The organism is Nonomuraea sp. NPDC050451, from assembly GCF_044458585.1.
On the sequence record NZ_JBITHZ010000017.1, the window covers coordinates 185,171 to 209,375 of the forward strand.

Below are 24,205 nucleotides of genomic sequence, written 5' to 3' on the forward strand. Positions count from 1 at the left end.
TTACAAGGGTGTTGCCAATCGGTTACCTGGGAATCGATGGGTCAGGCCTGACCGCGGAGGTAGGCGACGACCATCTCGCCCACCATCCGGCGCAGCCGGTCGCGGTGCTCCGGCGCCGTCATGTCACGCCCGAACAGCGCTCCGAACGTGTGCTGGTTGGCCACCCGGAAGAAGCAGAACGAGCTGATCATCATGTGCACGTCGATCGCGTCGGCTTCGGTCACGAACTCGCCCGAGGCCTGCCCCGCGTCCAGGATGCCCGAGATGACGTCGAGCACCGGCGTGCCGAGGTTGGCCAGCACCTCGGACTTGCGGATGTGCTCGGCCTGGTGGACGTTCTCGATGGCGACGAGCTTGATGAAGTCGCGGTGCAGGTCGTGGTGGTCGAAGGTCAGCTCCGCCAGGGTGCGGATCGCCTCCACCGGGGCCAGGTGCTCGACGTCGATCGTCCGCTCCATCGCCCGGACCTCGGTGTAGGCCTTCTCCAGGACCGCGATGTAGAGGCGCTCCTTGCTGCCGAAGTAGTAGTAGATCATGCGCTTGGTCGTGCGCATCCGCTCGGCGATCTCGTCCACGCGCGCGCCCGCGTACCCGTGCCGGGCGAACTCCTGCTGGGCGACCTTGAGGATCTCCGCCTTGGTGCGCTCGGCGTCCCGCTGGCGTTCGGAGGCGACGGGTTGCGTGGTCATTCGGTCATCTTAGTGAGGTCCGGCGTGCTGTACGGAGAGCCGGATCGGGGCGTTCCCGGCCCCGTACCCCTGGTAATCGCCCGTGCGCTGGACGAGCTCGAAGAAGACGCGGCCCACCGTGATGGTGTACAGGTGCAGGAACTCGCCGTGGGCGTCCCGGTCGTACAGGACGCCCAGCTCCCGCAGCTCGGGGTCGACGTTTTCGTGGTGGGCCTCCAGGTCGTCGTAGTAGTTGGCGGGGATGGGGAGCAGCAGCTCCGGGTGCTCGGCCCGCAGGCGCCGGGCCACGGCCACGACGTCGTCGCAGGCGAGCGCGACGTGCTGCCACGGCAGGTCCCTGGCGCCGACCTGGGCGAGGTTGATGACCATCCGGACGGCGCCCTCGGCGGCCGACATCGCCTTGCTGCGCAGCAGGCCGTACGGGTCGGGCAGCTCCAGGCTCTCCTGCGGCTGGAGGCCGAGCACGGTGCGGTAGAACAGCTCGGCCTCGTCGAAATAGTGGAACGGCTGGGTGAGGGCCACGTGGTCGATGCGGGTGATCTCCCCGGCGACCGGCCCCGAGGGGGCGAAGTCGTCGAGCCAGGCCGTGCCGCAGAAGAAGATCTGGGTGCCGTCGGGGGCGGCGACGGCGTCCAGGCGCGCCTCCCTGGGCGCGCGCTCGCGCGGCAGCACCGGCGACAGCAGCGACTCCGCGTGCTTGACCGCCGCGCCGGGGTCGGGGCTGTCCAGCCCGATGGCGACCAGCGCGGGGTCCCCACCGGTGGCGTTCAGCAGCAGCCGCGCCCCGCCCTGCTCCCACAGCTCGACGGGTTTGGTGGGATGTGTCCCGGTACGTTGGAAGCCGAGCACGGTCAGCACCCCGCCGAGCGCCCCTGCGTCGTTCAGCTCCGGGTCGGCCAGCTCCGCGAAGGCGAACCCGGTGGGGACGGCCGGATGGGCGGCCCCGTACAGGGTGTCCTCCAGGGCGATGAGCGAGCGCATGCCGTCGCGGGCCGTGCGGGCGGTGCCGGCCTGGCGGAAGTGGTCGTTGAACACCTCCAGCGAGAGCGGGCCGGTGTATCCGGCGTCGAGGACGTGCCGGACCAGCCCCGCCACGTCGAAGTTGCCCTGGCCGGGGAAGCAGCGGTAGTGGCGGCTCCACTGCAGCACGTCCATGGCCAGCAGCGGCGCGTCGGCGAGCTGGAGGAAGAAGATCTTCTCTCCGGGGATCGCCTCGATGCCGATCAGGTCGGAGCCGCGCGAGAGGATGTGGAAGCTGTCCAGGCAGGTGCCCAGGTTCGGGTGGTCGGCCAGGCGCACCAGGCGCCAGGCGTGCAGGTACTCGTTGACGTGCCGGCCCCAGGCCAGCGCCTCGTACGCGATGCGGATCCCGTGCTCGGCGGCCCGTTCGGCGAGCAGCCGCAGCTGGGAGGCGGCCAGCTCGTCGTCGCCGATCGCCTCGGGCGAGACGTTGGAGCAGACCAGCAGCAGGTCGGCGCCCAGGCGCTCCATGGTCCGGAACTTGCGCTCGGCGCGGCGCAGGTTGCGGGCCAGCAGGTCGGCGGGCACGGCCTCGAAGTCGCGGAAGGGCTGGTAGAGGTCGATGGAGAGCCCCAGGTCCGCGGCGCGGGCCCGGATCTCCTCGGGCGGCAGCGGGCAGACCAGCAGGTCGTTCTCGAAGATCTCCACGCCGTCGAACCCGGCGGCGGCGATGGCGTCCAGCTTCTCGGTCAGCGTGCCGCTCACCGACACGGTGGCGATGGACTTGCGCATGGCTTCTCCTCAGACGGTCACCAGGTCGGTCAGGTGGGCGAGCATGCGCTCGGTGTCGGGCTCGCGGCCGGTGAACAGGCGGAAGGCGTGCGCGGCCTGGAAGACGACCATGCCGCCGCCGTCCAGCGTCCGGCAGCCCGCCGCCCGTGCCTGCTTGAGCAGCTCCGTCTCCAGCGGCCGGTAGACGATGTCGGCCACCCACAGGGCGGGGCGCAGCAGCGCCGCGGGCAGCGGCAGCCCCGGGTGGTGGGCCATGCCGGTGGGGGTGGCGTGCGCCAGCCCGTCCGCTTCGGCGAGCAGCCCGGGCAGCTCGTCGTGGGTGGCGGCGCGGGCCCGGCCGGCACCGAACCGGGAGCTGAGCTCCGCCGCCAGCCGCACCGCCCGGCCGGGGTCGGCGTCGACGAGGGTGACCCGGTCGGCGCCCAGGGTGAGCAGCGCGTGCCCGACCGCCGCCCCCGCGCCGCCCGCGCCGAGCTGCACGATCCGGCGGGTGGGCGCGTCGGGCAGGCCGCGGGCGAACGACTCGGCGAACCCCGTCCAGTCCGTGTTGTGCCCGATGGCGCGCTCGCCGTCGAACACGACGGTGTTGACGGCGCCGAGCATGCGGGCGTCCGGCGACAGGTCGTCCAGGTGCGGGATGACGCTCTGCTTGCACGGGTGGGTGATGTTGAGCCCGTCGTAGCCGAAACGGCGCGCGGTGCGTACCAGCTCCCCCACGTCGAGCCCGAGCACGTCCGTGTCGAGCAGCCGGTAGACGTAGTGCAGCCCGTGGTGGACGGCCTCCCGCTCGTGCAGCGGCGGGCTGAGCGAGGGGCCGATGCCCGAGCCGACCAGCCCGGTCAGGAACGAGGCCATCAGTTCTTCCTCTCCGGCGGATGGGACAGGTGGTTGGACGCCTCCTAATGTACGTACTAGTGAGTTAGCTGGCTAGACGAGGGCCGGCACCGGCCATTACCCGGCCCGCCGTCAGGCGAACGGCTGGGCCATCTGGTCCAGCACCTCCTCAGTGACCTCCCGCAGCGTCCGGGTCTCGTCGTCTAGCCACTTCTGCGTGGCGATGCGCATCGCGACCAGGAAGGCGGCGGCGATCACCGCGGGGCCGACGCCCCCGGCCTGCTCGCGCCCGGCCACCACCTCGCCCAGCTCCCGCTCCAGGCGCATCCGGCCGGCCAGCTGCCTGGCCAGCAGCGAGGGGTGACGCATGACCAGCCTCGTGCGCACCAGCCACTCCCGGTCGGGGCCGCCGCTCTCGCCCTCGAAGACGTCGAGCGCGCTGCGCAGCGCCTGCCAGGCCGACAACTCGGGTGGCTGCTCGCGCACCTGGCGCACCAGTTCAAGGAGGCGCTGCTCGTCGCCGTAGAGCAGCGCCTCCTCCTTGCCGTCGAAGTAGTTGGAGAAGGTCCGGCGCGAGATGTTGGCGGCGTCGGCGATGGCCTCGACCGTGACGTTGTCCAGGCCGTGCTCGATCGCCAACCGCAGCGTGGCCTCGTGCACCGCCCTGCGGGTCTCGGCCTTCTTGCGCTCGCGCAAGCCCATTGTGCTGTCCATGACGGAGGCAAGCTTACCCGGCGGGAATAGATGCCCAGTGCGCAAAGTTTCCCATTGAGCATGCATGGTGTCCCGGTCCCACGTACTCATTTGGAGGTTCGCGCATGAGCGCACAGACGGCAGCGCCGTCGACGGCGGCCGAGCCGATGGCCCACCGCCAGGTTCTCGAGGCCCTCAGCGGCCTGTTGCTCGTCCTCTTCGTCGCGATGATCAGCGGCACGGTCGTCTCGGTCGCGCTCCCCCAGATCATCGGCGCGCTCGACGGCAGCCAGTCGCAGTACACATGGGTGGTCACGGCCTCCCTGCTGGCTTCGACCGCCTCAACACCCATCTGGGGCAAGCTGGCCGACCTGTTCAACAAGAAGCTGCTCCTGCAGATCTCCATCGTCATCTTCATGGTCAGCTCGCTGGCCTGCGGTTTCGCCCAGAACACCGGGCAGCTCATCGCCTTCCGCGCGATCCAGGGCCTGGGCATGGGCGCCCTGCAGATCCTCACGCAGGTGATCATCGCCGCGATGATCACGCCCAAGGAGCGCGGCCGCTACAACGGCTACCTCGGCGCGGTCATGGCCGTGGCCACCGTCGGCGGCCCGCTGCTCGGCGGCCTCATCGCCGACACCTCCTGGCTGGGCTGGCGCTGGTGCTTCTTCATCGCCGTGCCGTTCACCGTCGTCGCCTTCGCGCTGCTGACCAAGACCCTGCGCGTGCCGACCGTACGGCGCTCGGACGTGAGCATCGACTACTGGGGCGCCACCCTCATCGCCGCCGGCGTCAGCGTCCTGCTCATCTGGGTCACCTTCGTCGGCAACGAGTTCGACTGGCTGTCCTGGCAGACCGCGGCCATGGCGGGCGGCGGCGTGCTCCTGCTCGCCCTGGCCACCTGGGTCGAGTCCCGGGTCAAGGAGCCGGTCGTGCCGCTGCACGTCATCAGCAGGCGCACTCCCGCCCTGGCCATCCTGGCCAGCCTCGCGGTCGGCATGGCGATGTTCGGCGGCTCGGTCTTCCTGGGCCAGTACTTCCAGATCGGGCGCGGGTACGGCCCGACCGCCGCGGGCCTGCTGACCATCCCGATGATGGCCGGCGTGCTGCTCTCCTCGACGATCAGCGGCCGGATGGTCTCCAGGAGCGGCCGCACCAAGCCGTACATCCTGACCGGCCTGGTCGTCCTGACGCTGGGCTTCGCCGGCCTGGCCACGATCGACCACCAGACCTCGCTGGTGCTGATCTCCGCGTACATGCTGGCCGTGGGCATCGGCGTCGGCATGTCCATGCAGAACCTCGTCCTCGTCATCCAGAACACCGTCCCGCTGCGCGAGATCGGCGCGGCCAGCGGCTCGATCACCTTCTTCCGCTCGCTCGGCGGCACCGTCGGCGTGTCGGTGCTCGGCGCCGTACTGGCCAACCGGGTGGCGTCCGACATCGCCGAGGGCCTGGCCAAGGCCGGCATCCCGGCGAGCGGTCAGGCGGCGGGCGGCAGCCTCAACCTCGCCGCGCTGCCCGAGCCGATCAAGCTGATCGTCAGGTCCGCGTACGGCGACGCCACCGGCCACATCTTCCTCATCTCGGCCGCGATCGCCACCGTCGGCCTCGTCGCCGCGGCCTTCCTCAAGCCGGCCAAGCTCCGCGACAGCCTGGACCTGCCCGAACCCGCCAAGGAGGAGGCTCCGGCGAACGCCTGACCTAAGGATTCGCCAGTTCATGGTCATCCGCGGGTTGCTCCGGAGTGGGGCGGATCCAGGCGCGGTATGAGGAGACGGGCAAGGGATCGGAGGGAGGCTTTCGGTGGAGAGAGACAGCGACGGCGGGGCTCCCTCGCCGTCCCGGGCGTAGCGCCATGGAACCGTCCGCAAGCGACGGAGGCGGGCTCGGCCAGGACCTCGCCCGCGTGAGCCGCATACTCGCCCAGATCGTCGCGCCGACCACCTTCCTCGCGTCGGTCCTGATGTATCTCGGGACGATCCGTCTCAACGCCATGTACTCAAAACTCGGGGTCAACACCAGCATGCTGAGCTTCACGTTCCAGGAGAGCGTGATGAGCAGCGTCAAGGTGGCCGACGAGCCACTGGTGCTATTCCTGCTGGCGCTCCTCATGGTGATCCTGCTGGCGCCCTTCGTGCACGAGTGGCTGTTCCGGTCCACCGCCTGGCATCGCACCGCCACAATACGGGCCTTGCGGGTACTCATCGTGCTCGGATCCGCCAGCCTGGTGGTGGCCTTGGCGGCCATGGCCGATTGGCCCGAATGCTGGCATCCGCCAGTCTTCGTCAAGCCCCTCTTCCTGGTCCTTGGCACGATCTTGCTGGTTTCCAGCTTTTACTTGAAAACCACGCTCAAATCTGGTCCGGTGGTTTCCACCACGGCTCGGATCGTCCAGCGCACGGTTCTCGCGGCCCTTCTTCTGGTCCCGGTGCTGTGGTTCGTGGACGAACACGCGAGGGAAGTGGGAGGACGGGAGGCTGAGAAAATCCTCGCACACCCGGAACAAACACTGGTGACCGTGGTGGTCTACGCGGCGCAGCGGCTGAATCTGGACGGCCCGGGAATCAAGGAGAAAGCGCTCACAGACCCGAATGCGGGGTTCCGCTATCAATACACCGGCCTGCGCCTCCTGATCCAGTCCAACCGGCAATATTTCCTCGTGCCCGTCTGCTGGGGCGCCACCACCCCCGGGGCCCGGGCCATCGTTCTGCCGGCCGACGGTTCGATCAGGCTCGAGACCTTGAACGTCAAGACGAAGCCGTCCTGCCCCAAGGGTCACTGAGGGCCGGACCGCCGGAGGGGAACGGTTGCCGTGCGGGTCGGTGTCGAAGAACGTCGGCCGGTAGTCGTGTGGTTGCAGATCGACGAGACCGCGTCCCGCAGCGGCGATGTTTCAGCACGTCGGAAGGGGTGGGGAAGGGTCTGCCGACCGGACAACGGGGCGACGGGTCAGGCCCAGCCGTAGACGGAGCGGACGGCGGCGGCGATCTCGTTGACCAGGCTCATGTTGCTCCCGTTGGCCAGGATCACGTATCCGGCGCCGAGCTCCAGATAGCCCTTGAACGCGGACTTGAAGCCGTTGGAGCCGTCGTGGGTTTGACGTGCTCCTCCCCATGATTGGGGAGGATTCTCATGGCCGCTACGCGGCCACCCCTTGTGGGGCGGTGCGGGTAGTCCCGCCATGAGTTGCTTGACGCTTCACCGGCCCCAGTACGGCAGAGCCTCCACGTCCAGTGACCGCCTGCCCGGCGGCTGAGTTGTACCGATACATCTGGGTGCGGGCGGCGTTGACATCGGCGTTGCCGATCCACCCGCATGCTGTGTTCTTGCACACGAACCGGGACTGACTCTCGCGGGAGCCCTCGATGATCGTGTGGCAGGCGTGGCATTCCTGGCTGGTGCCCGGCGCCGGGATGAAGACGACCTTCCCACCCTTGTCGACGGCCTTGTAGGTGAGGAACTCGGCCGTGCGCCCCCACGCCTGAGTGGCGATGGCGCGGTTCAGGCCGCGTTTTTGGGCGACGTTCCTGCCCGGCGCGTCGATGGTGCCGGAGGCGGAGGCCATCATGTTCTTGACCTTGAGGTCTTCCAGCACGATGAGGGAGAAGCGGTCGGTGAGCTCGGCGGTGGTCTGGTGCTGCCAGTCGCAGGCCCGGCGCTTGGCTTTCGCGCGCAGGCGAGCGATCTGGTCGTAGGTTCTCCTCAGCCGGTTACTGGTGGGCGGGCCGGGTTTCGCCGCTCGTTTCTGGCGGGCGGCTTTGCGCTCCAGACAGAGCAGGCGCCTCAGTTCTCCGTCTGTCAGCCATTGCTTGCGGTGGCGGATTTTCTCCCCGGTGGCCAGGGCGAGCGGGACGGTGATGCCCCGATCGATCGCGGTTTGCGGCCCCTGATGCGGTGCGGGCAACGGTTCGCTGGTCTGGGTACGGAACACAATGTGCCACCCGTTGGCCTCCTTCACCAGCCGTGCACCCGTGATCTTCCCGTCCGGTCCACCCATGGTGACTCCGGGCAGGTCCTTGGTCCACCGGAAGCGGACCCGGCCGAGTTTGGGGATGGTGACCGCGCCCTGCCGCCGGTTGATCCGGGCGATGTTCAGGTCCCGCCCCTGCGGGACGTCCACAGCCATCCGGGAGCGGAAGCGGCTCTTGAACGTGGGGCGCATCGCCGGGTGTTCAGGGTTGAAGAAGTTCTTCCACGCCTGCCGGTAGGTCTTCAGGACCGCTTGCGCGGCCTGGGCGGGCAGGTCCTTCAACCAGTCGATCTCCTTGCGGGCCGCCCGGATCGCCTCGTCGCACGCTGCGAGCGAGGCGAACCGGCCCTGGTGGAAGGTGAAGTACTCATGGAGCAGGTTCCACAACGCGCGCGCGTTGTGCGCCTGCCCGTCCAGCACGGCGCTCTGCCGTGCGTCCAGGTCCAGGCGCGCCACATGAGCGCGGGAACGTTTCTCCAACTCCACGCGGCACACTTTATCGATTGGTGTATGTCACCGCGATGGGAATTCAATCCCGAAATCAGAATAGGTCGGCACTGCGTCCACGAGCTCACCGCACATTTGGTGTTCATCACGAAATATCGGCGGAATATCTTCACCGATCCCATGCTGAAACGCTGCGAAAAGATCATAAAAGAGGTATGCGAGAAGCTCCGCATGCGAGCTGGCCGAGTTCGACGGCGAGGACGACCATATCCACCTCCTCGTACACCACCCGCCCAAGGTCGCCCTGTCCACCCTGGCCACCAGCCTCAAAGGCGTCTCCGCCCGCTATCTACGCCAGGAATCCAGCACCCACGTTCGCACATACCTGCGGGGCGGCCACTTCTGGTCCCGCTCCTACTACGCCGGTTCCACCCGCGGCGCGAACCTGGCCACCGTCCGCACCTACATCCAGCCCCAGGACCGACCCCGGAAATAGGAAAGACCAACCTACGCGTGGTCACGCTGATCTCATGAGTGCGGGTCAGGGCGCTCAGGCCCCAGGGGGCCTTCCCGCGCGGGCCTTCACCTCCCGCCTAAAGACGGGAGCACTGGCCCGCATGTCGGTAGAGGCGGCCGGCGGTGGCCGACTCCGGGTAGCGGTTGCGCTTGCCGGAGATCACCGTGCCGGTGGCGGTGTGGCCGACCGGCGGTGTAGGAGTCGCTGACGCGCTGGTGGCACGCCTCGGGCAGGCCGCGCGCCGCCATCCCCTTGTCACTCGTGATCAACCAGCGGTCGCCGCCCTCCGGCGGGAAGGCCACACAGTGGATCTTCGCCCCGGATTTGAGCAACTTGCCGAGCTCGGCGAAACACGCGTCGGGCACGCCACGGGCGAAATAACGACCGTCCTGGGTGACGATCACCCAGCCGCCGGACGGCGTGAACGCAACCGTGGTGACGCCGTACGGCGCCAGCTCCCCCAGCTTGGCATGCAGCTCATCCGGGACGCCCGCGTCGGCGAACGGGTAGCTCGCCGCCAGCGCCGGCCGGGCGAACTCCACGGCGGCCAGGCCCGCGGCGCCGGTCAGGGTGAGGAAATGTCTGCGGTCCAAGGGGGGAACTCCTCAGGGGGCAATGGTGACGAACTGCGTTTGAATCATGGCAGACCGCAGAGACTCCTCCATTCACCCCACGGTGGGCGGGCCCTGCTCGATACGGCGCAGCACGGGCGCGAGCCGGTCCAGGTCGGCGCCGTCGATCGGCTGGCGCTCGTCCCACCAGGTGGCGCCGGCGTCCATGAGCGGGCCGAGCAGGTCGCGCGCCTGGGCGGCGCCGGTGGGACTGGTGCCGCCGACGACGAGCTCGAAGGGGCCGTCGTCGCGGCGCTGCCCACGTACGTACGCGGCCAGCTCCCGCACCTGGTCGACGGGCGGGCCGTACCCGTGCGAGCCCGGCCCGAACAGCGGGACCGCGCCGTCCCAGCGGGCGGCCCGGCGCATCGGCCTGCGGTTGGGCCAGAACCCGGCGACCCACACCGGCGGGCGGGGGCGCTGCACGGTCGGCGGCAGCAGGGTCACGTCCTCGGCCGTGAAGTGCCGCCCGTGATGGGTGACCGGCTCGCCGCTCCAGTAGCGGGCGAGCAGGTCCAGGCCCTCGTCGAGGCGCTCGGCGAGCACGAGCGGGTCGGTGGGCTCGCCGAAGCTGCCGTACTCGTCCTCGATCGGCCCGCCCAGGCCCGCGCCGAAGATCACCCGCCCGCCGCTGAGCGCGTCGAGCGTGGCGACCTGGCGGGCCAGCTGCTGCGGCCGGCGCCGGGCGACCGGGGTGACCAGGGTGCCGAGCCTGATCCGGGTGGTCGCCAGCGCCGCCGCCGTCAGCAGCATCCAGGGGTCGCCGAACGCCCGGCGCTTGCTCTTGACGTGGACGACGTGATCCCAGACGAACAGCGCGTCCCAGCCCGCCTGTTCGGCGGCGACGGCCACCGAGGCGACGGTCCTGGGATCGGCGAAGTCGCCGAAGTTCGGAATGTTGATCGAGAAGTGCATCCCGCCATGCTGCTGGCCCGCGGCGGAGGACGGCAATCGTTTTACGGCGTGTCGGCGATGTCGTTGGCGGCCACGTACCCGAAGGTCATGGCGGGTCCGATGGTCGAGCCGGAGCCGGCGTAGCTGTGGCCCATGACGGCTCCGCTGGCGTTGCCGGCGGCGTACAGGCCGGGGATGACCGACCCGTCGGCCCGCAGCACGCGCGCGCGGGCGTCGGTGCGCATCCCGCCCTTGGTGCCGAGATCCCCTGGAACGATCTTGAACGCGTAGAAGGGCGGCAGCCACAGCGGCGCGAGGCACGGGTTCGGCCTGACCAGCGGGTCGGCGTAGTAGCGGTCGTAGGCGCTGTCGCCGCGGTGGAAGTCGAGGTCCTTGCCGGTCGCGGCGAACCCGTTGAAGCGGTCGATGGTGCCGCGCAGCGCCGCCTGCGGGACGCCGATCTTCTGGGCCAGCTGCTCGATCGTCCACGCCTTGTACGCGGCGCCGCTGGTGAACCATTCGTCGGGCAGCGGCAGCAGCGGAGCGACGTCCTTGAACAGGTACTTGTTGCGGTAGTTCTGGTCGACGATGAGCCAGGCGGGGATGTGCGGCGCGGACGCGCTGTTGCGGTCGTACATGACGTGGACGACGTCGCTGTAGGGGGCGCCCTCGTTGACGAAGCGCACGCCGTTGCCGTTGACCAGGACGCAGCCCGGCAGGGTGCGCTCGGCCAGGCAGAAGTACGGCTGGCCGGGCAGCGGGATGGCCGGGCCCCACCAGGCGTCGTCCATCAGGTCCAGCGCGGCGCCGACCCGTTCGCCGGCCTCGATGCCGTCGCCGGTGTTCTCCTTGGCGCCGACGGTCCAGCTCGTGCCGATGGGCTGGCGCTGGAACTCCGTGCGCATGGCCGCGCTGTGCTCGAACCCGCCCGAGCCGACGATCACGCCGCGCTTGGCCCTGACCAGGCCGCCGGCCGTGACGACGCCGGTGACGCGGCCGGACTCGACCTTGAGGTCGAGCAGCGGGGTGTTCAGCAGGACCGGCACGCCGGCCGAGAGCAGCCCCGCGCGCAGGCCGGCGGCCAGGGACTGGCCCATGGTCAGCGGCTTCTCGCCGCGCAGCGCGGCCTCGGTGCCGCGCAGCAGGCACGCCGCGCTCACCTCGATGCCCTTGGGGTTGACGGCGGCGAGCGTCAGCCACTTGTAGTCGGCGCTGTAGACCACCAGGCCCGCGGGGGTCTGGATGTACGGGCCGTTCAGGTTGGCCAGCTCGGCGCCGAGGATGTTGCCGTCGAGCTGGGCGGGCTCGATGGAGCGCCCGTTCGGCATGCCGCCCGGGAACTCCGGATAGTAGTCGGAGTAGCCCTCCATGAACCGGAAGCGCAACGGGCTGTTGCGCATCACGAACGAGATCATCGCCGGCCCGGCCGACAGGAAGGCCCGCTGCCGCGCGATCGGCACGGTGTCGCCGACGACGCGGGCCAGGTAGGCGGCGGCCTTGGCCGGGGTGTCCTGGACTCCGGCGGCGAGGATGACCTCGTTGCACGGGATCCAGATGCCCGCGCCCGAACGGGCGGCCGAGCCGCCGAACGTCGGGGCCTTCTCCACCACGACGGTGCGCAGCCCTCGTTTGGCCGCCGTCAGCGCCGCGGTCATCCCGGCGGCTCCGGCGCCGACCACCACGACGTCGTACTCGACCTCGGCACGGGCCGGCGCGCTGCCCAGCGCGGCGCCCGCGACCAGCGCGCCGCCGGTGACGGCGGCTCCGCGGAGCAGGGCGCGACGGCTCGGCCCTTGGGGGGTGAGGCTGGATTCAACCATGTCGGCAAGCATGCGCTTGGTTGTTTTCACTGTCAATGCGGCCGGGTGTTGACGTGACCGCCGAAGCCTGGTCATGATCGGGACGGTCCCGTAGAGGAGATGCGATGCGACGATTAGCCGCCGTGCTCCTGTTCGCCCTGCTGTTCACTGGGGCGCTCGTCGCGCCGGCGACGACGGCGCACGCCGAGACGTGCTCGACCACGCTCCCCCAGCCGAACGGCCATGGCATCACCTGCGTGCGGGTCGAGCGACATCTTCAGAACGACGGCTCCGAGCTGCGCGACGTCGTCATGACCTCGACGGCGATCTTCCAGGCGGCCGGCGGCACCCCGGCGATCGACCCGCTCGCCCGCGAGATCACCGTGCGCGTCTACCTGCCCCCTGGGTACGACCCCGCCAGGAGCACCCGCTACCGCTCCCTCTATCTCATCAACGGCGGGGGCGACGACTACGACGAGTGGACGACCAAGACCGACCTCGTGTCGCTGATCCGCACCACGCCCGGCCGCCCGTACGACGGCATCGTGGTGATGCCGACCGGTGGCATGACCGGCTGGTACAGCGACTGGGTGGGGCGCACGGACGGATATTTCGCGCCGAAGTGGGAGACGTACCACATCTCCCAGCTCATCCCGTGGATCGACGCCAACTTCAACACCATCGCCAACCGGTCGGGGCGGGGCCTCGCGGGGCTCTCCATGGGCGGGTTCGGCACGCTGAAGTACGCCGCCGCGCACCCCGACGTGTTCTCCGTCATCGGCGCCTTCTCGCCGGGCATCGACCTGCGCGGCAAGCCCGCCCAGCGGACGATCTCCGACTCGATGTGGCAGTTCGGGGCCGCGCTCAACGTGCTTGACCTGGGGCCGTACCGGGTCAACAAGTACGACGGCTGGCTGCCCGTGCTCGACCAGCAGCAGCAGCTCGTCTACCGGCTGGACACCCTGTTCGGGCCGCACACCTCCAGCGCCTCCGGAGACCTCGACTGGCCCGCCGCCAACCCGGCGGTGCTCGTGACGCAGGGTAAGTACGCGCCCTTCAGCGGCAGGCTGGGCCTGTACGCGGGCGGCTGCCGGTCACTGCCGCGCGACCCGTCGGGCCAGTACATCCTCGGCGACGGCCACGGCCCGGCGCCCGCGGAGTGCGCCTACAGCACCACGTCCCAGGCGAACACCGAGGCCCTCTCGGTGAACGAGGCCATACTCGGCTCGTACGCGAGCGTCTTCGACCAGACCCTGACCGGCCTGGGCGTCGGCCACCGCTACTGCTACGGCACGGGCGGCCACGACTGGAACTCCTGGCCCGCCATGCTGGTCGACTTCCTCCAGTACGCCTACGGCACGGCCCCGCCCCGCTGCCCCAACGCCTGACGCGCCGGGGACCTGCGGCGCAGGCCCCCGGGGCGTTCGGACGTGCTCACATCTCCAGCCCGGCCGGGTCCATCAGCGGCCGCAGCTCCACGCCGCCGGCCTGACCCCCTGGGATCAGGGCGGCCAGTCCCACGGCGCGCTCGCGGCTCTCGCAGTCGACGACATACTGGACGGCGACATGGTCAGAGGTGCGCGGGTAGGGGCCCTCCGTCGCCGTCACCACGCCGTCGCGCACCCGTACGACGGCGCTGAGGGACGGATCGGCGAACGCGTGAGCGCCGATGAGCTCCCCCGCCTGCCCGGCCGCGGCCAGGAACTCCGCGTGGTCGAGCCCCTCCCCCGGCGAGGCCGGCGCGCCCAGGTAGAGATTCAGCACGAACTTCACCGCGTGCTCAGCCGTCGGCGGTGCCCGCGAAGACCACCGGCCGCACCTCGACGCCGAGACCCTCGACGCCGGCGTCCGGAATGAGCGCGGCCAGCTCCAGGGCGCGTTCCCTGCTGTCGCATTCCACCAGGTAGTAGCCGCCGAGGTACTCCTTGGCCTCGAGGTAGGGCCCGTCCGTCACCGCCGGGACGCCGCCCCGCACCCTGACGACGGCGCTCTGCGACGAGTCGGCCAGCGCGACGGTGCCGATCATCTCTCCCGACTTCTGGATGGTCTCCATGAACGCGCCGTGGCCGCTCATCACCTCGTTGCGCTCCTCCTCGGTCAGCGCGTCCCAGATCCGCGGGTTCATGTGCATGATCAACAGATATTTCACGTCGTCTCCTTCGATGGTCGTGCGGCACCGCCCTCGGCGCCGTTCACCATGGAGTCGGAGCCGGTGCCGCGTTCTTGCGCATCGGACCGAAAATCTCAGTGACCCTTTTCGAGGCGCAGGGACGGGCAGGCGGGGGCGGGCAGTTCGTCGGGCGACGGCCGCAGGCCGGACAGCAGCAGGGCCAGGTAGCGGCGCGGATCTGCGTGCTCGGGGTCGCGCGGGTGCACGGTCGCCAGGGCCATCACGACGATCGCCGCCAGGTCGCGCACCATCAGGTCCGCCCGCACCTGCCCCTCCTGCTGCGCCCCGGCCAGCACGGCGCTCAGCGGCCCCATGAACCGCTCGGCGATGTCGACCGTGAACGCGCCCGACTCCCTGGCCGCCCGCAGCAGCCCGTGGTGGGCGGCCAGCGTGTCCACGGTGGCCGCCAGCGCCTCGGTCAGCGCGCTCCCGGCGTCGTCGGCGTCGCGGGCGGCCAGGACGAGCGGCTCGACCTCCTCGGCGAAGTACGTCTGGAACGCCGCTCTGATCACCCCGTCCCGGTCGCCGAACCTCCGGTAGACGGTCGCGATCCCGATCCCGGCGCGCCGGGCGATCTCGTCGAGGGACAGTGCCGGGCCGCTCTCGCGAAGGACCGCGATCGCGGCCCGGACGATCTTGTCTGAGTTACGCAGCGCGTCGGCCCGCTGTCCCTGCTCGTGCACGATCTTTCACGTTAGCAGCCGGTCACCAGGCCACCGGGAACGAGCGCAGCCCGTACACCACGTTGAAGGCGCGGAACTCGGCGGGCTCCCCGGCCTCGCGCAGGCCGGGGAAGCGCTCGAAGAGGGCGGGGAAGGCGATCTGCATCTCCATCCTGGCCAGCGGCGCGCCCAGGCAGTGGTGCACGCCGTGGCCGAAGGCCACGTGCCCCATGTCGCCGCGGCCGATGTCGAGCCGGTCGGGGTCGGCGATGAAGGCGGGGTCGCGGTTGGCCGCGGGCAGGGCGCACATCACCAGGTCGCCCTCCGCGATCGGCTGCCCGGCCAGCTCGGTGTCGGTGGTGGCGACCTTGAACGTGCCCGTGTGGACGATGCTGAGCCAGCGCAGCAGCTCCTCCACGGCGGCGTTGATCCGCGCGGGTTCGCGTCTGAGGAGCTCCAGCTGTTCGGGGTGGCGCAGCAGGGCCAGGGTGCCGATGCCGAGCATGTTGGAGGTGGTCTCGTGGCCGGCCAGCAGGAGCAGCGAGGCGATGCCGGCCAGCTCGTCGGCGCTCAGGTCGTCGCCGTGCTCGCGTACGAGCATGCCGAGCAGGTCCTCGCCCGGCTCGGCCTGGGTGCGGGCGACCAGCTCGGCCATGTAGGCGCGCGACTCGAGCTGGGCCGCGGCCCGCTCCTGCATGGGCAGCGAGACGTCGAGCATCTTCCCGGTGCGGTGCTGGAAGTCGCCGCGGTCGGCGTACGGGACGCCGAGCAGCTCGCAGATCACCAGTGACGGGACCGGCAGGGCGAAGGCCGAGACCAGGTCGGCGGGCGGCCCGGCGGCCTCCATGGCGTCGAGGTGCTCGGTGACGATGTCCCGGATGCGCGGCTCCAGGCGGCGCATCCGGCGCATGGTGAACTCGGGCGTCAGCATCCGGCGCAGCCGGGTGTGCTCGGGAGGGTCGAAGGCGAGCAGGTTGCCCGCCCGCAGCCGCTTGATCTCCTCGGGGCTCATCTCCGGCAGGCCGGGGGCCCTGAAGACGTTGCGCTGGGCGTTGCTGAAGCGCTCGGAGTCGCCGAGCACCTCCCTGACATCGGCGAAGCGGCTGACCATCCAGACGTCGAGCCCGAACGGGGTCTTCTCCCGCCGGACGCCGTCCTTGTCGCGCGCCACCGCGAGCTCGGGATCCGGGTCGAAGGCGTTCCGGCGCATGTACAGGGGCAGGGTTACAGGCTCGCTCATGCCAGCTCCTCAGGGGATCGACCGTGGCCTGAAAACGATAGAAGTCTATCGCTTTAAGGCCGGGAGCGAGCGGAGCGGGTCGTGGCCGTCGCGGATCATCTCGCCGTGGCTGAGGTCGCTGGTCCAGCCGCGTTCCTGGTTTCAGCGGGCGAGCAGCTCCCGCAGGGCCTTGGCGACGTCGGCGGGCGCCTCCTCGGCCATGAAGTGGCCATGACCGACGGTGACGTGCCGCAACTGCGGCGCCCACGCCCGCCACAGCGCCGCCGCGTCGTAGCCGAGGGCGGCGCCCCAGTCCTGCTGCAGCACCGTCACCGGCATCTCCAGGCGCCTGCCCGCCTCCCGGTCGGCCCGGTCGTGGTCGGCGTCGATGCCGGCCGAGGCGCGGTAGTCGGACACGATCGAGGGGATCGCCTCGCGGCAGGCCTCCAGGTACGCGGCGCGTACATCGGCGGGGATCGCCTGCGCGTCGCCCGTCCAGCCGTCGAGGAAGTGGCCGAAGAACACGTCCGGGCAGGCCGCGATCATCGCCTCCGGCAGCCCGGGCGGCTGCGCCATCAGATAGAGGTGGAAGCCGACCGCCGCCGAGGCCCCGCGCAGCACGTCCCACATGTCCACGGTCGGCAGCACGTCCAGGCAGGCCAGATGGGTGATCGCCGCCGGGTGGTCGAGCCCGGCCCGGAAGGCCACCAGGGCGCCGCGGTCGTGCCCGGCCAGGGCGAACCGCTCGTGCCCGAACGCACGGGCCAGTGCCACGACGTCGGCGGCCATGGTCCGCTTGGCGTAGGTGCCGGGCCCGGTCTCGGCGGGTTTGTCGCTGGCGCCGTAACCCCGCAGGTCGGGGCAGATGACCGTGTGATCGGCGGCCAGGTCGGCGGCGACGTGCCGCCACATGAGGTGCGTCTGCGGGAAGCCGTGCAGCAGCACGATCGGGCTGCCCTCGCCCGCGACGGCCGCATTCAGCGAGACGCCGTCGGCGACGGGGACGCGGTGATAGGTGAAGCCTTCGATGACCACTATGGCGCTCTCTTTCGGTCGGCTCGGTTCGTTGGGGGGCGGGCTCCAGCGTGCCGGGTGTGAATGAGCATCCGATCAGCGCGCTACCGTGACCTGAGGTCTGGTTGCGTGGAGCGACGCCACCGTTGTGCGAGCCTCGCCCACCTGGTACGGCGCCACCGCGTTGCGAGGTCCGCCCGCCAGGCGCGGCGCTGTCGTCGCCCGGGGACGGCCCGCCTTCGGGCGCCCGGGCTGCGGCGCTCGAGGCCGGTTGCCGGGCCACCCGCCTGGCGCGAGGCCGACGCGGCGCGAGCCCCTGCCCCCTCGACACGGGGGGCGCAAGGATCGGCCCGCGATTGCGGGACGCCGGCGGTGGCCTACGGGTCGGTCGGTGGGCATGATCAGGAGAAGGGAGCGATGGACGAAGTGCGGGTGACGTTCGGCGTGCTGGGGCCGGTGGCGGCCTGGGACGGCGCAGGGAACGCGATCGCCTTGAAGGGCCCGCGCCATCGCGCGGTGCTGGCCCGGCTCATCGTCGCCCGGCGGCGCGTCGTCCCGGTCGCCCACCTGGTGACGGACCTGTGGGAGGACCCGCCGCCGAACGCGGTGGGCGCGCTGCGCACGTTCGTGGCGGCGCTGCGCCGGGCCCTGGAGCCGCAGCGCCCGCCCAGGTCCCCGGCCCGGCTGCTGCTCACCGAGGGTCCGGGGTACGCGTTGCGCGCCGAGCCGGACGCGGTGGACGCCTGGCGCTTCGAACGGGCGGTGACCGTTACCGGGCCGCCCGATGCCGTGCTCCCCCGGGTCGAGGAGGCGCTGGGATGGTGGCGCGGGCCCGCCTACGCCGACTTCTCCGACGAGCCCTGGGCCCGTGCCGAACGCTCCCGGCTGGCGGAGCTGCGGCTGCACGCCGTCGAGCGCCAGGCCGAGGCCCGACTGGCCCTGGGACTGACCGGGGAGGCGGTCCCCGACCTGGACGCGCACGTCGCCGAACATCCCTGGCGGGAGGAGGGCTGGCGGCTCCTGGCCCTGGCGCTGTACCGTACCGGCCGCCAGGGAGACGCGCTCGCGGTCCTGCGCCGGGCGCGGGAGCTGCTGGTCGAGCACCTGGGCGTGGACCCCGGTCCCGGGCTGAGCCGCCTGGAGGCGGACATCCTCCACCACGCCCCGCACCTCGACCCCGGCCGTCAGGGCCCGGCGGACACGGTGTGGGCACGGGCGGCCGCCGCCTACGAACGCAGCGTGCCATCGGGTGCGCGGGCGCGGCTGGAGTCGACGGTGGGGCTGATGCGCGACCTCGCCGTGACGGGCGGCGGCGGCTTGCTGGCGGCCCGCGAACACCGGGCGGCGGCCATCGCGGCGGCCGAGGAACTGGGGGACGTGGAGCTGACGGCCCGCGTCATCGGCGCCTACGACGTACCCGCGATCTGGACCCGCCTCGACGACCCCGACCAGGCAGGCCACGTGATCGCAGCCGCCGAACGCACCCTCGCCACCCTCCCCGCAACCGCGGCCTCGCAAGGCACCACTGCCGCCCCCGCCGCGAACGGGACGCATTCCTCGACGGGCTCGATGGGGGCGCGCGACGCGGTGCGAGCCCGTCTCCTGGCCACCATCGCCCTGGAGTCCCGCGGTACGAACACGGCACGCGGCCCCGCCGCCGCCCATGAGGCAGAGCTGCTGGCCCGCCACCTGGACGACCCGGGCCTGCTGGCGTTCGCGCTCAACGGCGTCTTCATGCAGACGTTCCACCGTACGGGCCTGGCACCCCAGCGGGACGCCATCGGCGCCGAGCTGATCGCGCTCTCGGCCCGGCACGGCCTGGCCACCTATGAGGTCCTCGGCCATCTCATCCGCCTCCAAGCCCGCAGCGCGCTCGCGGACTTCGCCGGAGCCGACGCCCACGCGGCCGCAGCCGATCACCTGGCCGCGCGGCACGAGTTGCCGTTGGTGGGCGTGTTCACCCAGTGGTATCGGGCGCTGCGCCTCGACGCGACCGGCCAGGCCCCGCCGCAGGAGGTCGAGACGGCCTACCGATCCGCCGCCGCCCGGCTGGACGGCGCCGGCATGCCCGGCCTGGAGCAGGGTCTCCTGCCGCTCGCCCTTCTGTGCCTGCACCTGCGCCACAGTTCACCCATATCGGCCGACGACAGCACCGACTTCGGCCCCTACGAGCCGTGGACAAGCCCTCTGGTCCTGCTCAGGCTCGGACACCGCCACGAGGCTGCGGCGACGCTGCGTGACGTGCCCGACCCGCCGCGCGACCTGCTCTTGGAGGCCATGTGGTGCTTGATCGCGCGGGCCGCCGCGGCCGTCGGCGACAGGGAGACGATGGCGCGCGCCCGCACCGCACTCGCACCCGCGGCGGCGGAGCTGGCCGGAGCGGGCAGCGGCCTCCTCACCCTGGGCCCGGTCTCCCGGCACCTCGATCTCCTCCGCTGAGGACCCGCCAGGACGTCAGCCCCCGGCGGGTGCGTCGTAGACCAGGGTGTACCGCCAGAACAGACGACGCCGGACCCGGGCGCCGGGCAACTCCTGCGCGGCCGCGGCCCTGATGTCGGCCAGGGTCTCCTGCGCCTCGGCGGTGGGCGCCGTCATGTGCAAGGGCGGCACGTCAGCACGGGCAGGATGCTTGACCAGCCCCATGATCGGGTTGGCGACCATGGCAGGCAGGGCGGCGAGCAGATCGGCGGGCCCGGCCTCGCGGTAGCAGCCGACGACCACCAGGCGCCCGCCCGGAGCGAGACAGCCGCGCAGGTCCCGCAGCGTGGGCACGAGCGGGAGATGGTGCAGAACGGCGACGAGGGTGACGGCGTCCCAGCGCCGCCGCTGATCGCGCCCGGCGAAGTCGGTCTGGACGATGGTGACCGCGGGATCGCCGGCGAAGCGCTCCGCCGCGACGCGAGCGGTCGCGGGGTCGGGCTCGAGCCCCGTGACGGTGGCGGCGCGGCGGAGAAGCAGGGCGGCGAGGTTGCCCGTACCACACCCGACGTCGAGAACGTGGCCGGCCCCGGATGCGGCCACCTGTCCGGCGATCCAGCCGCCGTAGTGGTCGTTGTGGCTCCATGGGTGCCGCTTGTTGAAACGGTCAAGGTGGGACAGCAGCGCCATGACGCCCAACCCTAGCGATCACCATTCGCGATCGCGGCCCTGTTGAGAACCAACGGTGCCGGGGGCGCGCCGCGGGACATGCCCGCCGAACCGCATCTGCCGTTACTGCGACCGGATCTCCAGACCGGCTCGCCGGCTCACGCACTGTCACAGGACATAGCCCACCCCCCTTGGTGAGCAGGCAAAACACCTCGTAAAGTAGATGGCGTGGGCAGGACGATCAGCCCGCACAGGCAGGGCGCACGCAGGCCGGGCACGCCGCAGATCGATTACGTGGCGCTGTTCGCCGCCACGCCGAGCCCGTGCCTGGTCCTGGATCCGCGCCTGATGATCGTCGACGTGAACCGTGCCTACCTCCACGCGACCGGCCGTACCGCCGAGGATCTGATCGGTCGGCACATCTTCGACGCTTTCCCTGACAACCCTGACGATCCCGGTGCAGAGGGGGTGAAGAACTTGCGCGCCTCGCTGCACCGGGTACTGGCCTACCGGGAACCGGACACGATGGTGTTGCAGAAGTACGACATCCCTGTCGCCGACCGCCCTGGAGTGTTCGAGGAACGCTGGTGGTCCCCGATCAATACCCCTGTTCTGGCGGCGGACGGGACGGTGTCGTGGATCCTCCACCGAGTGGAAGACGTGACCGAGTTCGTCCACTCCTGCTCTTCTCAGCAACCTGCCGTCCGCCCTTCATCGGGACGGGAGGAGACGATGGAGGCTGAGCTTTATGCGCGGGCGCAGGAGTTGCAGCGGCTGAACGAGGAGCTGCGCCGCGCTCACGCCCGTGAACGCCAGATCGCGCTCGCCTTGCAGGAGGCCATGCTCTACTCCCCGGACCTGGACCTCCACCCCGAGATCGCGGTGCGCTATCTGCCCGCCGTCGGAACGCTGAACGTCTGCGGTGACTGGTACGACGTCGTCGATCTGCCGGACGGCTGTTTCGCCGTCGCGGTCGGCGACGTCGTGGGCCAGGGTTTGGAGGCCGCAACGGTCATGGGAATGCTTCGTAGCGCGCTCAGCGCGGCGATCCGCGCGGTCAAGGAACCGGGCCCGGCGCTGGAAGTGCTCGGTCTGTACGCCCGTTCGCTCGAGGGTGCGCTGGCCACCACGGCGGTCCAGGCCGTGATCGATACCGCAAGCTGCCGCATCACCTACAGCAGCGCCGGGCATCTGCCACCTGTCCTGCTCCACTCGGACGGCTCCCATGCGCTGCTGGACCAGGCCACCGACCCTCCGCTGGGCGCCCGCCCCGAACACTTCACCCGGCCTCAGACCGTTCTCCCCTACACCGCGGGAGACACCCTCGTCCTGTACACCGACGGCCTCATCGAGCGCCGCGGGGAGGACATCGATGTCGGGTTGGCGCGTTTGACCGGCGCGCTCGCCCGGTGCAGCCGGCTGACCCCCGACTGCCTCGCCGACGTCACCCTGAGCCGCCTGGGCATCAGCAGCGGCTCAGGCGACGACGTCGCCCTGCTGGTCACCCGCCTGTAGGGGCCGTCGAGCCGCGCGCAGTCGGCCGTCTCCGAAAACCTCCTACGGGCGGCTGAAGACGCGCGGCCCACCTCACTTCCCAGCGGCGTCGAGCATGTCCCGCACCCGCGTGACCTCCCACGGAGCGTCCTCCACGGGCCAGCTCGCGCTCAGCTCCTCAAGCATGGCGCGATGGTCCTCGATGACCTCTTCCCACATCAACCCCCACGCCGCGACGGCTTGAACCTCTACCTCGGGGCAGCGCGTCGCCCGGACGAGCGCGTCCACGGAGTTGCTCCCCGGAGACTCGTCCAGCAGCTCCAGCGCCCTGACGCGGTCGTTCAACGGCACGTTCTCCTCGCAGGCCACATTCCCGAGCGCCTCGACGAGCCGTAGGTCAGCCTCCTCCGCGTCCTTGAACACCGCTTCCACCGCGTCGAGAGCCCGCTCGCGAACGTAGTCGCTCGCGGCGGCCTCCACGACCTCGGCCAGCAGGGACGGCTCTTCCGCCGCCACGACGTCCAGCGCCGACAGTGCGGTGAGGTGCTTGGCCTCGGGCCCGTACGTGCGGCCGAGCTCGGCCGGTGCGGGAGGCTGCCGCAGCACCTCCCGGATGCGGTCCAGGACGAGTTCCCTCTCCGGTCCACGTGCTTCCTCGCCGCCCCGCTCCACCGCGCCGTCGGGACTCCACCAGTGGTCGAGGGCGATGCCCACGGCCGCCGGGTCGTCGCTTTCGAGCAGCGTGCGAAGCGCCTGATGATACGACTCGTCCACCGTGGGAGCCCTCAGCCTCTTGTGGGCGCGATACAGGTCCGGGTCCGCCAGCCGGTGTCCTTTCCAGTGGATGCTGTGCGGCCTGCCGAAGATCATCTCGATGGGGTCCTCGCCCCAGGGGCGATGGGGAGGCCGGTCACCCCAGCTCTCTGCGACCTCTTCCAGGATGGCGCGGTGCCGATCCAGGCCTCCCGTCCTGACCAGGTAATAGGACGCGTGGGCCTGCACCTTCGGCTCACCCTCGCGGAGCGCCCGGAGGAGAATGTCGTCCGCGTCCGCGCCGAGGCTGTCGGCCAGGATCCGGATCGCCGTCTCCTTCGTGCCGACGGACGGGTCGAAGATCAGGTCGCCCAGGGCGGCGACGAGCCTCTCGTCCTTCACCTCGGCTTCGTCGAGCACGCCGTAGGCCATCCAGATGGCCTCGTTGCGCACCGCGTCCGAGTCCGTGCGGGTGAGAACGTCCAGCAGGAGGCCGGCGTCGCCGGGCTCGGCGTGCCGCGTCCCGATCATGTTCAGGGCGCTCACCTCGGCGGGAGACATCGGCCGCCGGAGCACCTCACGAGCGCGAGCCAGCACCTCGGGCAGGTAGGCGTCGGCACGTTCCTCGTCTTCCAGGACATGACGCAGCCCCTCCGAGGACTCGTAATGGTCGAGCGCGATGCCCACGGCGACCGGGTCCTCGCTGCGGAGCAGGGTGGCGAAAGCCCGCAGGCATCCCTCGTCGCTGAGCGGGAACATCAACTCGTCATGGGCCTTCCGGAGCACCGGATCGTCCAGCTCGGTGTCTTTCCAGTAGGTGCTGTGGAAGCCTGCGAGCGCTTCGCGACGGATGTGTTCGGCCACCCAACCCGCGTCCTCCGGCCAGGACTTCGCGAGCCGCGTGACGCGGTCGCGGTGGACGCGGAGCCGCAGGGGCGTCGCGAGATAACCCGCTGCGCACACCTGGAGTTCCAGTTCGGACGACTCGCTGACACGGACGATGAGGTCCTCGACCTCCGGGAAATCGAGATCGTCCAGGGCACGCAGGGCGTCCCTGCGATCCTGCACCTCGAGGCCCTCGTCCAGCACCATCGCGGTGATCAGCGCCAGCAGCCGCCGGTTCGGCTCCTCGCCCTTCGCGAGGGCGGCGCCGGCCGCGAGAAGCGCCATCTCCCGCACCTCGGCGTCCGGGGCACCTTCGAGGGCGTCGGCGAGCAGGTCCGCGTCCTCTTCCTCGGCGAGATGCCACATCACGGTCAGAGCGCTCGCGTGGCCACCGCCGGACGGAGGTCGCCTGAGGAGGTCTCGGGCGGCGAAGCGCACCTCGTTGGCCAGCGGCCAGTAGGGGTTGTCCACACCCCACCTGGTGTCCGCCTGCGCTGACTGGTAGTCGTCCAGAGCCCCGCGGACGACGTCGGCGTCGTCGCTCTCCAGCCGGGCACTGAACTCCCCGAGGCGGGACTTCTCATCGTCGCTCACGAGACCTCCTCCGTGATCATCTCTTCAGGCTGGCAGAGCCGTCCGTGCCGTGTCTCGGAGTTTTCCGATCACCCTGACACCACGCGCCGGGCGGCCCCCATCACACGGGACCACGGGGAGC

The 24,205-nt window shown here is 70.7% G+C and carries 21 protein-coding genes and 1 pseudogene; 6 read left to right on the plus strand and 16 right to left on the minus strand.

Going from position 1 to position 24,205, the window contains the following annotated elements:
• Positions 1-41 precede the first annotated feature (41 nt).
• The 4 genes from ACIBI9_RS39670 to ACIBI9_RS39685 form a co-directional block, all read right to left on the minus strand.
• Positions 42-689, minus strand: a complete 648-nt coding sequence (locus ACIBI9_RS39670) for a TetR family transcriptional regulator (RefSeq protein WP_397230188.1) — start codon at positions 687-689, stop codon at positions 42-44.
• 9 nt (positions 690-698) lie between these two features.
• Positions 699-2,441: a bifunctional sugar phosphate isomerase/epimerase/4-hydroxyphenylpyruvate dioxygenase family protein gene (locus ACIBI9_RS39675; protein WP_397230190.1), complete on the minus strand. Its 1,743-nt coding sequence runs from the start codon at positions 2,439-2,441 to the stop codon at positions 699-701.
• A 9-nt stretch (positions 2,442-2,450) separates the two neighbouring features.
• Positions 2,451-3,296: a shikimate dehydrogenase gene (locus tag ACIBI9_RS39680; protein ID WP_397230192.1), complete on the minus strand. Its 846-nt coding sequence runs from the start codon at positions 3,294-3,296 to the stop codon at positions 2,451-2,453.
• 111 nt (positions 3,297-3,407) lie between these two features.
• Entirely contained in the window at positions 3,408-3,989 is a 582-nt protein-coding gene (locus ACIBI9_RS39685) for a TetR/AcrR family transcriptional regulator (protein WP_397230194.1), read from the minus strand.
• A gap of 146 nt (positions 3,990-4,135) precedes the next feature.
• Here ACIBI9_RS39685 and ACIBI9_RS39690 point away from each other — a divergent pair, with 146 nt between their 5' ends.
• Both ACIBI9_RS39690 and ACIBI9_RS39695 read left to right on the plus strand, forming a co-directional pair.
• Positions 4,136-5,668, plus strand: a complete 1,533-nt coding sequence (locus ACIBI9_RS39690) for an MDR family MFS transporter (RefSeq protein WP_397230275.1) — start codon at positions 4,136-4,138, stop codon at positions 5,666-5,668.
• A 206-nt stretch (positions 5,669-5,874) separates the two neighbouring features.
• Positions 5,875-6,750, plus strand: a complete 876-nt coding sequence (locus tag ACIBI9_RS39695; protein ID WP_397230196.1) for a hypothetical protein — start codon at positions 5,875-5,877, stop codon at positions 6,748-6,750.
• Positions 6,751-6,917: 167 nt separating this feature from the next.
• On the opposite strand, the gene ACIBI9_RS39700 is transcribed toward ACIBI9_RS39695, so the two are convergent.
• Together ACIBI9_RS39700 and ACIBI9_RS39705 are read right to left on the minus strand one after the other, a co-directional pair.
• Entirely contained in the window at positions 6,918-7,151 is a 234-nt protein-coding gene (locus ACIBI9_RS39700; RefSeq protein WP_397230198.1) for a hypothetical protein, read from the minus strand.
• The gene (locus ACIBI9_RS39705) at positions 7,108-8,424 is read right to left on the minus strand and encodes an RNA-guided endonuclease InsQ/TnpB family protein (RefSeq protein WP_397230200.1); all 1,317 of its coding nucleotides are present in this window, start codon (positions 8,422-8,424) and stop codon (positions 7,108-7,110) included. The genes ACIBI9_RS39700 and ACIBI9_RS39705 overlap by 44 nt, the downstream gene beginning before the upstream one ends.
• A 24-nt stretch (positions 8,425-8,448) precedes the next feature.
• On the opposite strand from ACIBI9_RS39705, the pseudogene tnpA reads away from it, so the two are divergent.
• Positions 8,449-8,881: pseudogene (tnpA, locus tag ACIBI9_RS39710) on the plus strand (IS200/IS605 family transposase).
• A gap of 86 nt (positions 8,882-8,967) precedes the next feature.
• Here tnpA and ACIBI9_RS39715 read toward each other — a convergent pair.
• From ACIBI9_RS39715 to kstD, 3 genes are all read right to left on the minus strand, one after another.
• Positions 8,968-9,495: a hypothetical protein gene (locus ACIBI9_RS39715; protein WP_397230203.1), complete on the minus strand. Its 528-nt coding sequence runs from the start codon at positions 9,493-9,495 to the stop codon at positions 8,968-8,970.
• A gap of 72 nt (positions 9,496-9,567) precedes the next feature.
• Positions 9,568-10,428, minus strand: coding sequence for an LLM class flavin-dependent oxidoreductase (locus tag ACIBI9_RS39720; RefSeq protein ID WP_397230206.1), 861 nt, complete (start codon positions 10,426-10,428; stop codon positions 9,568-9,570).
• A 41-nt stretch (positions 10,429-10,469) separates the two neighbouring features.
• Complete coding sequence (gene kstD, locus ACIBI9_RS39725) at positions 10,470-12,227, minus strand: 3-oxosteroid 1-dehydrogenase (protein ID WP_397230209.1); 1,758 nt, start codon at positions 12,225-12,227, stop codon at positions 10,470-10,472.
• Between the two features lie 104 nt (positions 12,228-12,331).
• Here kstD and ACIBI9_RS39730 point away from each other — a divergent pair, with 104 nt between their 5' ends.
• Positions 12,332-13,594, plus strand: coding sequence for an alpha/beta hydrolase (locus ACIBI9_RS39730; protein ID WP_397230211.1), 1,263 nt, complete (start codon positions 12,332-12,334; stop codon positions 13,592-13,594).
• Between the two features lie 46 nt (positions 13,595-13,640).
• On the opposite strand, the gene ACIBI9_RS39735 is transcribed toward ACIBI9_RS39730, so the two are convergent.
• The 5 genes from ACIBI9_RS39735 to ACIBI9_RS39755 form a co-directional block, all read right to left on the minus strand.
• Entirely contained in the window at positions 13,641-13,979 is a 339-nt protein-coding gene (locus tag ACIBI9_RS39735) for a YciI family protein (protein WP_397230214.1), read from the minus strand.
• 7 nt (positions 13,980-13,986) lie between these two features.
• Positions 13,987-14,355 (minus strand): YciI family protein, encoded by a 369-nt coding sequence (locus tag ACIBI9_RS39740; RefSeq protein ID WP_397230216.1) that lies wholly within the window; start codon positions 14,353-14,355, stop codon positions 13,987-13,989.
• A gap of 95 nt (positions 14,356-14,450) precedes the next feature.
• Positions 14,451-15,059: a TetR/AcrR family transcriptional regulator gene (locus ACIBI9_RS39745; protein WP_397230218.1), complete on the minus strand. Its 609-nt coding sequence runs from the start codon at positions 15,057-15,059 to the stop codon at positions 14,451-14,453.
• A 22-nt stretch (positions 15,060-15,081) separates the two neighbouring features.
• Entirely contained in the window at positions 15,082-16,278 is a 1,197-nt protein-coding gene (locus tag ACIBI9_RS39750; protein ID WP_397230220.1) for a cytochrome P450, read from the minus strand.
• A 141-nt stretch (positions 16,279-16,419) separates the two neighbouring features.
• On the minus strand, positions 16,420-17,292 hold the full coding sequence (locus ACIBI9_RS39755; RefSeq protein WP_397230223.1) for an alpha/beta fold hydrolase: 873 nt from the start codon (positions 17,290-17,292) through the stop codon (positions 16,420-16,422).
• Positions 17,293-17,688: 396 nt separating this feature from the next.
• Between ACIBI9_RS39755 and ACIBI9_RS39760 the strand changes: the two genes are divergently transcribed.
• Positions 17,689-19,710 carry a BTAD domain-containing putative transcriptional regulator gene (locus ACIBI9_RS39760; RefSeq protein WP_397230225.1) on the plus strand — a complete coding sequence of 674 codons (2,022 nt, stop codon included), beginning with the start codon at positions 17,689-17,691 and terminating at the stop codon, positions 19,708-19,710.
• Positions 19,711-19,725: 15 nt separating this feature from the next.
• On the opposite strand, the gene ACIBI9_RS39765 is transcribed toward ACIBI9_RS39760, so the two are convergent.
• A complete protein-coding gene (locus ACIBI9_RS39765; protein WP_397230227.1) occupies positions 19,726-20,379 on the minus strand; it encodes a class I SAM-dependent methyltransferase in 654 nt (217 codons plus the stop codon).
• A gap of 207 nt (positions 20,380-20,586) precedes the next feature.
• Between ACIBI9_RS39765 and ACIBI9_RS39770 the strand changes: the two genes are divergently transcribed.
• Positions 20,587-21,873, plus strand: coding sequence for a PP2C family protein-serine/threonine phosphatase (locus ACIBI9_RS39770; RefSeq protein ID WP_397230229.1), 1,287 nt, complete (start codon positions 20,587-20,589; stop codon positions 21,871-21,873).
• Positions 21,874-21,945: 72 nt separating this feature from the next.
• Here ACIBI9_RS39770 and ACIBI9_RS39775 read toward each other — a convergent pair whose 3' ends face one another.
• Positions 21,946-24,084, minus strand: a complete 2,139-nt coding sequence (locus ACIBI9_RS39775; protein ID WP_397230231.1) for a HEAT repeat domain-containing protein — start codon at positions 24,082-24,084, stop codon at positions 21,946-21,948.
• Positions 24,085-24,205 lie beyond the last annotated feature (121 nt).